Source organism: Streptomyces sp. NPDC048383, assembly GCF_040651775.1.
GTDB lineage: Bacteria > Actinomycetota > Actinomycetes > Streptomycetales > Streptomycetaceae > Streptomyces.
In genome coordinates this window covers 56,086-67,870 of record NZ_JBEZKS010000032.1, presented here as the reverse complement: position 1 = coordinate 67,870, position 11,785 = coordinate 56,086, and the positions used below count along the sequence as shown (strand labels likewise).

10 protein-coding genes are annotated in these 11,785 nt (G+C 74.2%); 9 read left to right on the top strand and 1 reads right to left on the bottom strand.

What is annotated here, in order from left to right:
• Nucleotides 1–58 precede the first annotated feature (58 nt).
• The 3 genes from AB0D46_RS21990 to AB0D46_RS21980 all read left to right on the top strand — a co-directional run bounded on the left by AB0D46_RS21990 (nt 59) and on the right by AB0D46_RS21980 (nt 4,238).
• Nucleotides 59–1,192 carry a hypothetical protein gene (locus tag AB0D46_RS21990; protein WP_362879748.1) on the top strand — a complete coding sequence of 378 codons (1,134 nt, stop codon included), beginning with the start codon at nt 59–61 and terminating at the stop codon, nt 1,190–1,192.
• A gap of 53 nt (nt 1,193–1,245) precedes the next feature.
• A complete protein-coding gene (locus AB0D46_RS21985; RefSeq protein ID WP_362879747.1) occupies nt 1,246–2,388 on the top strand; it encodes a glycosyltransferase family 4 protein in 1,143 nt (380 codons plus the stop codon).
• Nucleotides 2,389–2,621: 233 nt separating this feature from the next.
• The gene (locus tag AB0D46_RS21980) at nt 2,622–4,238 is read left to right on the top strand and encodes a GMC oxidoreductase (protein WP_362879746.1); all 1,617 of its coding nucleotides are present in this window, start codon (nt 2,622–2,624) and stop codon (nt 4,236–4,238) included.
• Between the two features lie 39 nt (nt 4,239–4,277).
• On the opposite strand, the gene AB0D46_RS21975 is transcribed toward AB0D46_RS21980, so the two are convergent.
• A complete protein-coding gene (locus AB0D46_RS21975; RefSeq protein WP_362879745.1) occupies nt 4,278–6,074 on the bottom strand; it encodes an AMP-dependent synthetase/ligase in 1,797 nt (598 codons plus the stop codon).
• A 266-nt stretch (nt 6,075–6,340) separates the two neighbouring features.
• Here AB0D46_RS21975 and AB0D46_RS21970 point away from each other — a divergent pair, with 266 nt between their 5' ends.
• The 6 genes from AB0D46_RS21970 (at nt 6,341) to AB0D46_RS21945 (ending at nt 11,548) form a co-directional block, all read left to right on the top strand.
• A complete protein-coding gene (locus tag AB0D46_RS21970; protein WP_362879743.1) occupies nt 6,341–7,123 on the top strand; it encodes a metallophosphoesterase in 783 nt (260 codons plus the stop codon).
• A gap of 156 nt (nt 7,124–7,279) precedes the next feature.
• On the top strand, nt 7,280–7,720 hold the full coding sequence (locus tag AB0D46_RS21965) for an SRPBCC family protein (protein WP_362879742.1): 441 nt from the start codon (nt 7,280–7,282) through the stop codon (nt 7,718–7,720).
• 301 nt (nt 7,721–8,021) lie between these two features.
• Entirely contained in the window at nt 8,022–9,164 is a 1,143-nt protein-coding gene (locus tag AB0D46_RS21960) for an ArsA-related P-loop ATPase (protein ID WP_362879741.1), read from the top strand.
• 67 nt (nt 9,165–9,231) lie between these two features.
• Nucleotides 9,232–9,705, top strand: coding sequence for a DUF5304 family protein (locus tag AB0D46_RS21955; RefSeq protein WP_362879740.1), 474 nt, complete (start codon nt 9,232–9,234; stop codon nt 9,703–9,705).
• Nucleotides 9,706–9,766: 61 nt separating this feature from the next.
• Nucleotides 9,767–10,708, top strand: a complete 942-nt coding sequence (locus AB0D46_RS21950; protein WP_362879738.1) for an ROK family glucokinase — start codon at nt 9,767–9,769, stop codon at nt 10,706–10,708.
• Nucleotides 10,709–10,777: 69 nt separating this feature from the next.
• Nucleotides 10,778–11,548 carry an endonuclease/exonuclease/phosphatase family protein gene (locus AB0D46_RS21945; RefSeq protein ID WP_362879737.1) on the top strand — a complete coding sequence of 257 codons (771 nt, stop codon included), beginning with the start codon at nt 10,778–10,780 and terminating at the stop codon, nt 11,546–11,548.
• Nucleotides 11,549–11,785: the final 237 nt, after the last annotated feature.

The following is an 11,785-nucleotide window of genomic DNA, read 5'->3' as shown; positions in this document are numbered from 1 at the left end:
ACCGAGGACACCGGGCCGGGGGGCCCGCCCCGGCCGGCGCGCTGCGTACGATCGGCCGGTGACCCCCCTGCCGAGAGCCGTCGTCCGCCTCCTGCTGCCGTGCCTGCTCGTGGTGGCCGGATGCACGGCGCCCGCCCCGGCCGGCGTGGACGGGCGCGACGTGCGGCGGGCCGTGGCCGACTGGTCCGCCGCCCCGCCCGCCCGGCTCGCCGCGATCCCGCTGGAGGGCTGGTCGTACGAGGTCACCTCCATCCGGCGGGACGGCGCGCGGGCCACCGCCCGGGCCCGGCTGCGCTACGGCCTCACCGGTCACGACGCCGCCCCCACCGGGTCGGACCGCGAGGTGGAGCTGACCCGGAGCCCGACCGGCTGGCGGGTCGACGGGGAACGGCCCGCGCCGGGTGCGCCGCCGCAACTGTGGGACCAGGGCGAACCCGAGGTGGCGCGGGGCGCGCACGCGCTGGTCCTCGGCGTCGGGCAGAGCCCCCGGACCCTGGCGGACATCGCCGCGGAGGCCGACCGGGCGGTGCCCGCCGTGAGCGCCGCACGGCCGGGCACGTGGGCCGGGCGGGTGGTGGTCCTGGTCCCCGCCGACCTGGACGCGATGGCCGCCCTGCTGGGCCGACCCGCCGACGCCTACCGGGGCCTGGGCGCGGTCACCACGGGAAGCACCGGTGGCGGTCCCGCTCCCGCCGACCGGGTCGTCGTCAACCCGGCGGGGTACGCGCAACTGTCCGAGCGGGGCAGGCGGATCCTGTTGACCCACGAGACCACCCACGTCGCGACCCGCGCCGCGACCACCGCCAGGACCCCGCTGTGGCTGTCCGAGGGCTTCGCCGACTGGGTGGCGTACCGCGACACCGGGCTGGGCCCGGCCGACGCCGCGCCCGCCCTCGCCCGGGCCGTGCGGCGCGGCGAGGTCCCCGCCGAACTGCCGCCGGACACGGCCTTCGCCTTCGGCGGCGACCCGGACGCGCAGGCCAGGGCGTACGAGGGAGCCTGGCTGGCCTGCCGGCTCATCGCCGACCGGTGGGGCGAGGACGCGCTGACCACGCTGTACGAACGCGCCGGACGCGAAGGGCTCCCGACCGCGCTCGCCCGGACCATCGGGGGAGACCCGACCGGCCTGACCACCGCCTGGCAGGCGGCGCTGCGCACGCAACTCGGCCCCGACGCGCCCGCCACCCGCTGAGCGCCGGCGTCCGCGCCCGACGGCTGCGGGCGCGTCCGGTACTTTGGCCGGTGATGCACAAGACGCTGATCGTGACCAACGACTTCCCGCCGCGCCCGGGCGGCATCCAGGCCTTCCTCCACAACATGGCGCTGCGCCTGGATCCCGACCGGATCGTCGTCTACGCCTCCACCTGGAAGCACGGCGAGGAAGGCCGCGCGGCCACCGCCGCCTTCGACGCGGAACAGCCGTTCCAGGTGGTGCGCGATCGTACGACGATGCTCCTGCCGACCCCCCGGGTGACCCGGCGCGCGGTCGGCCTGCTGCGCGAACACGGCTGCGAGTCCGTGTGGTTCGGGGCGGCGGCCCCGCTGGGCCTGATGGGTCCGGCGCTGCGGCGCGCGGGCGCGCGCCGGCTCGTCGCCACCACGCACGGGCACGAGGCCGGCTGGGCCCAACTGCCCGCGGCCCGACAACTGCTGCGCCGCATCGGCGAGGGCACCGACACCCTGACCTACCTGGGGGAGTACACGCGCTCGCGGATCGCCTCGGCGGTGACCGACCGGGCGGCGGCGCGGATGGTGCAACTCCCGCCGGGGGTGGACGAGAAGACCTTCCACACCGGATCCGGCGGCGCCGCGGTACGGGCCCGGCTCGGGCTCACGGACCGCCCGGTGGTGGTGTGCGTCTCCCGGCTGGTCCCGCGCAAGGGGCAGGACACCCTGATCGAGGCGATGCCGCGGATCCTGGCCGCGGTGCCGGACGCGGTGCTGCTCGTCGTGGGCGGCGGCCCGTACGAGGCGGACCTGCGACGGCTCGCCGAGTCCACCGGGGTCTCCCGGTCCGTGGTCTTCACCGGGGCCGTGCCCTGGGCCGAACTCCCGGCCCACTACGGCGCCGGCGACGTGTTCGCGATGCCCTGTCGGACCCGGCGCGGCGGCCTGGACGTCGAGGGGCTCGGCATCGTCTACCTGGAGGCCTCGGCGACCGGCCTGCCGGTGGTGGCGGGTGACTCCGGCGGAGCCCCCGACGCGGTACTGGACGGGGAGACGGGCTGGGTCGTGCGCGGCGGCTCCCCCGAGGAGGCGGCCGACCGGATCACGGCCCTGCTCCAGGATCCGGAACTGCGCCGTTGCATGGGCGAGCGGGGCCGCGCCTGGGTCGAGGAGAAGTGGCGCTGGGACCTCCTCGCGGAACGGCTGCGCGAGCTGCTGTAGGCACGGCCCGGGCCGCCGAGGGCACGGCCCGGACTCCTGCGGCACGGCCCGGGACCCCCTTTCCCCGGGGAAGGGGGGATTATCGCTCCCGAGGGCCCCGCCGCGGGCGGGATCGGGCGAACCGGGCGGGCTCCGGTGGGGCCCGCATACGGTCGAGCCATGTCTGACTGTTACTCAGAAGCGTGTCAGTGCGGGTTGTGGCCGGTTGGGCGGAATCCGCTCATGATGCGGCCATGACACCCAACCTGACGCGTCGTCATGTCCTGGGGCTCGGCGCCCTCCAGGCCGCCGCGGCGCTCGGCTTCACCCGCATCGGTCCGGCCGCCGCCGCGGGCGCCGAGCCGCCACCCGCCCAGTACGCCCCCGCCATCGTCGTCGGCTCCGGCTACGGATCCGCCGTCGCCGCCCTGCGGCTCGGGCAGGCCGGCGTCCGTACCGTCGTCCTCGAAATGGGGCGGCTGTGGGACACCCCCGGGCCCGACGGCAAGGTCTTCCCCGCCACCTCGGCGCCCGACCACCGCTCCATGTGGTTCCGCACCCGCACCGAGGCCCCGCTCGCCCAGTTCCTCTGGCTCGACGTGGTGAACCGCGACATCAGCCCCTACCCCGGCGTCCTGGACCGGGTGAACTACGGCGACATGTCCGTGTACGTGGGCCGCGGCGTCGGCGGCGGCTCCCTGGTCAACGGCGGCATGGCGCCGACCCCGCGCCGCTCGTACTTCTCCGAGGTGCTGCCCCAGGTCGACGCCGACGAGATGTACGGCACCTACTACCCCCGGGCCCGCGCCATGCTGGGCGTCAACGACATCGACCCGGCCTGGTTCGAGTCCACCGAGTGGTACCGCTTCGCCCGGACCTCGCGCAAGCACGCCCACAACACCGGCCTGAAGACCGTGTTCGTGCCCAACGTCTACGACTTCGACCACATGAAGCGCGAGGCCGCCGGCACCGCCCCCCGCTCCGCGCTCGCGGGCGAGGTCATCTACGGCAACAACCACGGCAAGAAGAGCGTCGACAAGACCTACCTCGCCGCCGCCCTCGGCACCGGCAACGTCACCATCGAGACCATGCAGCGCGTGGTCGGCGTCCGCCCCGACCCGGCGGGCGGCTACGTCCTCACCGTCCGCACCAGCGACCTCAGCGGCCGGGTCACGCAGGTCCGCGAGCTGGGTTGTCGCCGGCTCTTCCTCGGCGCCGGCAGCCTCGGCACGACCGAGATCCTGCTGCGCGCCCGCGAAACCGGCACCCTGCCCGCGCTGAACGACCAGGTGGGGCTCGGCTGGGGGCCCAACGGCAACGTCATGACCGCCCGCGCCAACCACATCTGGGACACCGTCGGCGCCAACCAGGCCACCATGCCCGCCCTCGGCATCGACGACTGGGACAACGCGGCGAACCCGGTCTTCGCCGAGATCGCCCCGCTGCCCATGGGGTTCGAGCACTGGATCTCGATGTACCTGGCGATCACGAAGAACCCGCAACGCGGGCACTTCACCTACGACGCCGCCGCCGACTCCGCGCGGCTCCAGTGGCGCCGGGAACAGAGCGACCCGTCCCTGAACGCGGCCAAGAACCTCTTCGACCGCATCAACCGGCGGAACTTCACCGTCTACCGCCACGACCTCTTCGGCGGCAACCGGGCCTTCGCCGGCGACTTCACCTACCACCCGCTCGGCGGCTGCGTGCTCGGCCGCGCGACGGACGCGTACGGCCGCGCCAAGGGCTACCAGGGCCTCTACGTCGTCGACGGCTCCCTGGTCCCCGGCTCGCTCGGGGTGAACCCGTTCGTGACGATCACGGCCCTCGCGGAACGGAACATGGCGCGGATCCTCGCCGAGGATCCGCGCTAGTCCGTCCCCTTCCGGGACCCGTCAGGCCCGTCGGACCCGTCAGGACCGGTACAGGTTCTCGATCTCGTCCGCGAAGTCCTTCGCCACCACGTTCCGCTTCAGCTTCAGCGACGGCGTGACGTGGCCCGACTCCTCCGTGAACTGGGAGGGCAGGATGCGGAATTTCCGCACCGATTCCGCCTTGGAGACCGCCGCGTTGCCGTCGTCCACGGCCTGCTGGACGGCGGCGATCAGATCCGCGTCCTCCCGCAGCTCCGCCGCCGTCACGCCCCCCGGCTTGCCGTGCTCCGCGGCCCAGCGGCCGAGGAACTCCTCGTCGATGGTGACCAGCGCGGCGACGAACGGTCGCGCGTCGCCGACCACCATGCACTCCGCGACCAGCGCGTGGGCGCGGATCCGGTCCTCGATCACCGCGGGCGCCACGTTCTTGCCGCCCGCCGTGACGATGAGTTCCTTCTTGCGGCCGGTGATCGCGAGGTAGCCGTCCTCGTCGAGGGTGCCGACGTCGCCGGTGTGGAACCAGCCGTCGGTGAGCGCCTCGGCGGTCGCCGTCTCGTTCTTCCAGTACCCGGTGAAGACGTGCTCGCCGTGCAGCAGCACCTCGCCGTCGTCCGCGATGCGCACCACGGAGCCCGGCAGCGGCTGGCCGACCGTACCGATCTTCTGCTTGTCCCACGGGTTGAAGGTGGTGGCCGCGCAGGACTCGGTCAGGCCGTAGCCCTCCAGCACCGTGAAGCCGATGCCGCGGAAGAAGTGCCCGAGCCGCTCGCCCAGCGGCGCGCCGCCGGAGATCGCGTACTCGCCGCGCCCGCCGAGGACCGCGTGCAGCTTGCTGTAGACGAGCTTCGAGAACAGCTTGTGCTTGAGCTTCAGCCCGAAGGACGGCCCGCGCGGGGTGTCCAGCGCCCGGCTGTACGCGATCGCCGTCTCGGCGGCCGCGTCGAAGATCTTGCCCTTGCCGTCGGCCTGCGCCTTGGCGCGCGCCGAGTTGTAGACCTTCTCGAAGACGCGCGGCACGCCGAGGATCAGCGTCGGCCGGAAGGACTGCAGTTCGTCGGTCAGGTTCTTGATGTCCGGTACGCAGCCCAGCCGGATCGGCGCCAGTACGGCCGCCACCTCCACCAGGCGTCCGAAGACGTGCGCGGCCGGCAGGAACAGCAGCACCGAGCACTCGCCGGTCTTGAACAGCGGGCTCAGCCGCTCCACCGCGTTGCCGCACTCGGCGAAGAAGTTGCGGTGGGAGAGCACGCAGCCCTTGGGGCGACCGGTCGTGCCCGAGGTGTAGACGATGGTGGCCGGGTCGTCGGCGTTCGCCAGACCGCTGCGCTCGTCGACCTCCGCGTCGGTGATCGCGGCGCCCGCGGCCTTCAGTGCCTCCAGGGCGCCCTGTTCGATCTCCCAGACCTCGCGCAGTTCCGGCAACCGGTCGCGCAGCGCGGCCACGGTCCCGCTGTGACCCGGGCTCTCGACGATCGCCGCGGCGGCGCCGGAGTCACCGAGGATCCACTGGATCTGCTCGGGGGAGCTGGTCTCGTACACGGGGACGGTGACCGCGCCCGCGCTCCAGATCGCGAAGTCGAGCAGCACCCACTCGTAACGGGTGCGGGAGATCAGGGCGACCCGGTCACCGGGCTGGATCCCCGCCGCCATCAGGCCCTTGGCGGCGGCCCGTACCTCGGCGAGGAACTCCGTCGCGGTCACGTCCTGCCACCGACCGTCCACCTTGCGGCTCATGACGGCGGTGTCTGGATGCTGAGCGGCGTTGCGGCGGATGAGATCCGTCAGGTTCCCGTCCGACGGGACCTCGTACAGAGCCGGAAGGCTGAACTCGCGCAAGACTGCTGCTCCTCTGGGCGCCATCGCCACCGTGTGGACCGACCGGACGTTACCCACCGGTAGTGGGTTCCGGATAGAGGGAACCGGCCAGATGTTCCGTGCGTCACATTCTGTACATCGTCAGACATAGCCAGGACGCCGCACGCCCGGTATCGGCGATGCCGACAGTAGTCGACCCTGTTTGCGACTAGGAAGTAACCGCAGGTCCGGCAGGCTTCCGGGGCCGCCCTACCGGTCCGGGCCCGGTCGCCCCTAGGGTTGCGGGCATGGGTGGCAGCAGGAGTCGTACGAAGGTCCACGTCGTCAGCGACGTCCACGGCAACGTCGAGGCGCTGGCCCGGGCCAAGGACGGCGCCGACGCGCTGATCTGCCTCGGTGACCTGGTGCTCTTCCTGGATTACGCCGACCATTCGCGCGGCATCTTTCCCGACCTCTTCGGCGTCGAGAACGCCGACCGCATCGTGGAACTGCGCACGGCCCGGAAGTTCGGCGAAGCGCGCGATTTCGGCCGCCGGCTGTGGGCCGGACTGGACCGGGACCGGCTGATCGAGGAAGCCGTACGCCGCCAGTACGCAGAGATGTTCGCCGCCTTCCCCTCCCCGACGTACGCCACCTACGGCAACGTCGACGTCCCGTCGCTGTGGCCCGAGTACGCGGGCCCCGGCACCACCGTCCTCGACGGGCAGCGCGTGGAGATCGGCGGCCGCGTCTTCGGCTTCGTCGGCGGCGGACTGCCCTCCCCGATGCGCACGCCGTACGAGGTGCCCGAGGAGGAGTACGCCGCCAAGGTGGAGGCGCTGGGCGAGGTCGACGTGCTGTGCTCGCACATTCCGCCCGAGGTCCCCGAGCTCTGCTACGACACCGTGGCCCGCCGCTTCGAACGCGGCAGCGAGGCCCTGCTCGCCGCCATCCGCCGGACGAAGCCGCGGTACGCGCTCTTCGGGCACGTCCACCAGCCGCTGGCCCGACGCATGCGGATCGGCGGCACGGAATGCGTGAACGTGGGCCACTTCGCCTCGACCGGCACACCGTGGTCCCTGGAGTGGTGACTTGGGCGTCGCCGCTCCCGGGAGGGGCGCGGCGGGAGGTGCTGGAGTGGCGGCGGGAGGCCCTGGAGTGGCCGCACCCACACGCGCGGTAGCCTTCACGCGGCGGCCGGAGGCCTCCCGCACACTTGTCGAACACTCCCCGGAGGAGCGACCGCGATGGCGGAACACACCAGCTCAAGCATCACGATCGAGGCCTCGCCGGCCGACGTCATGGCCGTGATCGCCGACTTCGCCCGCTACCCCGAGTGGACCGGCGAGGTGAAGGAGGCGGAGGTGCTCGCCACCGACGCCGCGGGCCGGGCCGAGAAGGTGCGCCTGCTGCTCGACGCGGGCGCGATCAAGGACGACCACACCCTCGCGTACGCCTGGAAGGGCGCGGACGAGGTCAGCTGGACCCTGGACAAGTCCCAGATGCTGCGCCAGCTCGACGGCTCGTACCGGCTGGCGCCCCTGGACGGCGGTCGCAGCACCGAGGTCACCTACCAGCTGACCGTGGACGTCAAGATCCCGATGCTGGGCATGATCAAGCGCAAGGCGGAGAAGGTCATCATCGACCGCGCGCTGGCGGGCCTGAAGAAGCGCGTCGAATCGGCCTGACGCCGGTACGGGGCAGCCCGACGCCGGTACGGGGGCAGCCCGACTCCGGTACGGCGGCGGGTGCGGGCCCTCTGTTCCGACCCGGGTGCGGGTGCCGGCTGCCGCCTCGGCCCTGTTGCCCGCCCGAGCCCGGCCCTGACGCCGAGGCGGGTCCTGACGCGGCCGCCGGCCCGGCCCCCGCCGGCCGTGACGCGCCGCAGCGGGGCGCCGATCCGGCGCTGCGCCGCCGGGCCGGCCGGTCGGCTCCCGGTTCGGGCGGGACCCCGTCCCCGGGCCGCGCCCGATTCGTACGAGGAGAACCATGCCCCGCACCCTGCTGATCACCGGCCCCGGAGGGGCGGGGCGGACCACCGTCGCCGCCGGTACCGCGCTCGCCGCGGCCCGCGCCGGGCAGCGGGTGCTGCTGCTCTCCGCGGACCCGGCGGCCGACCCCGGGGCCGTTCCCGGGCTGCGGTTCGCCGGCATCGACTCCGGCGAGGAGTTCCGCGCCGAACTCGTCGCCCTCCAGGAACGCGGAGCCTCCCTCATCGGCATGCTCGGCGGACGCCCGCTCGCCGCCGAGGAGATCACCGAACTGCCCGGCGCCGAACAGTTCGCCCTGCTCCGCGCCCTGCGCCGGGCCGCCGCGGCACCCGCGACCGACCTCGTCGTCGTCGACATGCCCCCGCTCCACCAGAGCGTGACCGCCCTCGCGCTCCCCGCGCAGCTGCGCCGCTACCTGGCCCGGCTGCTGCCCGCCGAACGGCAGGCGGCCCGCGCGCTGCGCCCCGTACTGGCCCAGCTGGCCGGCGTCCCGATGCCCGCCCAGTGGCTCTACGAGGCCGCCGCCCGCTGGGACGAGGAGCTCGCCGCCGTCCAAGCCGTGGTCGAAGCCGCCGACACGGCCGTACGGGTCGTCGCCGAGCCCGGGGCCGCCGCGGACGCCGCCCTGCGCGCCGGCCTCCTCGGCCTCGCCCTGCACCAGCTGCCCGTCACCGACCTGGTGGCCAACCGGCTCGTGCCCCGGGACTCCGCGGACCCCTGGGTCGCGGGCCTCGCCGCCCGACAGGACGAGTTCCGCGAGGGGTGGAGCCGGGACCTGCGCGTCCTCGCCCTGCCCCACACCGGCGGGGAGCCCCGCGGCCCGGGGTCGCCGGCCGCCCTCGCCGGCGCCGGCCCGCTCGCCCCGCCGGCCGCCCCGGGCCGCCCCCGCTGGGCCGTCGAGGACCGGCGGGCCGAGGACGGGGTGCTGCTCTGGGCGGTTCCGCTGCCCCGGGCCCGCAAGAGCGAGCTCGACCTGGTCCGGCGCGGGGACGAGCTGCTCCTCGCGGTGGGCCCGCACCGCAGGATCGTTCCGCTGCCCTCGGCGCTGCGCCGCTGCACCGTTTCCGGCGCCGCTCTCACCGACGGCGTGCTCCGCATCCGCTTCACCCCGGACCCCCAGCTGTGGCCACGGGCGCACTGAACGGCGTACCGCCGTTCGGGTAAGGTCGAATGTGGCTGCACCGTACGCCCCGCAAGGAGAGTCCGCGATGAGCGAGACCGCCGACCGCCCCACCGACGACGACGCCTGGGCGAAGGCCTGCGAGGAGGACCTCGCCGCCGAACGGGAGCGTCGCCGCGCCGGCCGGGACGGCGCCGCACCGGGCAACGGGACCGCCGCCGAGGAACTGTTCAAGCTCTTCGAGGCCGTCGCCGAAAAGGTCTCCTCCCTGAACAACCCGATCGTCGGCGCCGTCGCCCAGGACGCCGTACGCCAGTTCGTCAACCAGGCCAAGACCGCGGCCAAGCCCGTCGTCGAGCGCAATCCCGAGGTATTCGGCCACCTCGCGGCCGCCGGCGCGGAACTCCTCGCCGCCTACCGCTCGGCCGTCGACGGCCACGAGCGCCGGTGGACGCGCGACGAACCGCCCACCCGGCCGACCCCCCGCAAGGACGGCGACCCCGGTCACGGGCCCGGCGAGGACCCGGGTGCGGGTCCGGCCGAGCGGATCGATCTCGACTGATCCTCCGGCCGCCTCGGGTACGGTGGGCCGTGGCGGGGCTTGACCGGAAACCGAGGGACTAATGGGACTCACCATCGGCGTCGACATCGGCGGCACCAAGATCGCGGCCGGCGTGGTCGACGAAGAGGGCACCATCCTTGAGACGTACAAGGTGCCCACCCCACCGACCGCGGACGGGGTGACGGAGGCGATCTGCGCCGCCGTCGCCGAAGTCAGCAGCAACCACACCATCGAAGCCGTCGGCATCGGCGCCGCCGGATACGTGGACGACAAGCGCGCGACCGTGCTCTTCGCCCCGAACATCCACTGGCGCCACGAGCCGCTCAAGGACAAGGTCGAGCAGCGCATCGGCCTGCCGGTGGTCGTCGAGAACGACGCGAACTGCGCCGCCTGGGGCGAGTACCGCTTCGGCGCCGGCCAGGGCCACGAGGACGTCATCTGCATCACGCTCGGCACCGGCCTGGGCGGTGGCATCATCATCGGCAACAAGCTGCGGCGCGGACGCTTCGGCGTCGCGGCCGAGTTCGGCCACATCCGCGTCGTCCCGGACGGCCTGCTGTGCGGCTGCGGCAGCCAGGGCTGCTGGGAGCAGTACGCCTCCGGCCGCGCCCTCGTCCGCTACGCCAGGCAGCGCGCCAACGCCACCCCCGAGAACGCGGCGATCCTGCTCGCCCTCGGCGACGGCACCCCCGAGGGCATCGAGGGCAAGCACGTCAGCCAGGCGGCCCGCCAGGGCGACCTGGTGGCCATCGACTCCTTCCGCGAGCTGGCCCGTTGGGCCGGCGCGGGGCTGGCCGACCTGGCCTCGCTCTTCGACCCGTCGGCGTTCATCGTCGGCGGCGGCGTCTCCGACGAGGGGGACCTCGTCCTGGACCCGATCCGCAAGTCCTTCAAGCGCTGGCTGATCGGCGGCGCGTGGCGGCCGCACGCGCAGGTGCTGGCCGCGCAGCTCGGCGGCAGGGCCGGACTCGTCGGCGCGGCCGACCTGGCGCGCCAGGGCTGACCGGTCCTTCGTCATGACCGCCCGTCGCGCCCCTTGGGGGAGCGGCGGGCGGCTGCGTATGTTGCGGGCATGGACCCGACGCCGCCCCTGCCGCCCAAGTCCCTTACCGAGCCCGACGGTTCCGTCGTCATCCGGGTGCTCAGCTACAACCTCCGCTCGCTGCACGACGACGAGGACGCGCTCGCCCGGGTGATCCGGGCCTGCGCACCCGACCTGGTCCTCGCGCAGGAAGCGCCGCGGTTCTTCCGCTGGCGCAAGCACGCCGCCCGGCTGGCCGCGAAGTGCGACCTGGTGGTGCTCGGCGGGGGAGCGACGGCGGCCGGGCCGCTGCTGCTGTGCTCGCTGCGGGCCCTGGTGGAGCGCACCGAGGACGTCCTGCTGCCGCTCGGCCCCGGCCTGCACCGGCGCGGCTTCGCCACGGCGGTGGTCCGGTTCGGGGCGGTCCGGCTCGGGGTGATCAGCACGCACCTGTCGCTGGAGCGGGAGGAGCGGGGGCAGCAGACGGGGATGCTGCTGGAGCGCGTCGCGTCGATGGACGTCCCGTACGTGATCGTCGGGGGCGATGTGAACGAGACTCCGGTCGGGGATGCGTTCGGGAGGTTGGCCGGGGTGTTGCAGGACTGCTGGGCGGTGGCGCCGTGGGGTGGCGAGCACACGTTTCCGGCGGGGCCGGGGGTGCGGGCCGATCGGCGGATCGACGCGGTCTTCGCTTCGTCGGGGGTGGAGGTGTTGGCCTGCGGGGTGCCGGTCGGGTTGCCCGGGGTGGCGGACCGTGATCTGGGGGCGGCCACCGATCATTTGCCGGTGCTGGCCGTGCTGCGGCTTCCGGCGGGGCCGTAGGGCGGTGGCCCCGGGGCGGCCGCTGCGCGGGCCCGCTCCCCGCCCCGCCCTTTCGCCGTTTTCCGGGACCGCGCCCCGGCCCCCGTCCGGGGGCTCCGCCCCCGCAACCCCCACGCCTCAAACGCCGGGGGGCGGGGGCCGGCGGGCGCCGTTCGCCCGACGTGGGTGGGGGTGGGGCGGGCGTCGCGCCGGCCGCCGCGCCGGACGGGGCCGGCGCGGCCGCCGGGGCGGCGCGGG

Excerpts from the sequence above, each read along its gene's own strand:
- AB0D46_RS21985 (WP_362879747.1), top strand. The coding sequence starts at position 1,246 with ATGCACAAGACGCTGATCGTGACCAACGACTTCCCGCCGCGCCCGGGC.
- AB0D46_RS21980 (WP_362879746.1), top strand. The coding sequence starts at position 2,622 with ATGACACCCAACCTGACGCGTCGTCATGTCCTGGGGCTCGGCGCCCTC.
- AB0D46_RS21970 (WP_362879743.1), top strand. The coding sequence starts at position 6,341 with ATGGGTGGCAGCAGGAGTCGTACGAAGGTCCACGTCGTCAGCGACGTC.
- AB0D46_RS21965 (WP_362879742.1), top strand. The coding sequence starts at position 7,280 with ATGGCGGAACACACCAGCTCAAGCATCACGATCGAGGCCTCGCCGGCC.
- AB0D46_RS21960 (WP_362879741.1), top strand. The coding sequence starts at position 8,022 with ATGCCCCGCACCCTGCTGATCACCGGCCCCGGAGGGGCGGGGCGGACC.
- AB0D46_RS21955 (WP_362879740.1), top strand. The coding sequence starts at position 9,232 with ATGAGCGAGACCGCCGACCGCCCCACCGACGACGACGCCTGGGCGAAG.
- AB0D46_RS21950 (WP_362879738.1), top strand. The coding sequence starts at position 9,767 with ATGGGACTCACCATCGGCGTCGACATCGGCGGCACCAAGATCGCGGCC.
- AB0D46_RS21945 (WP_362879737.1), top strand. The coding sequence starts at position 10,778 with ATGGACCCGACGCCGCCCCTGCCGCCCAAGTCCCTTACCGAGCCCGAC.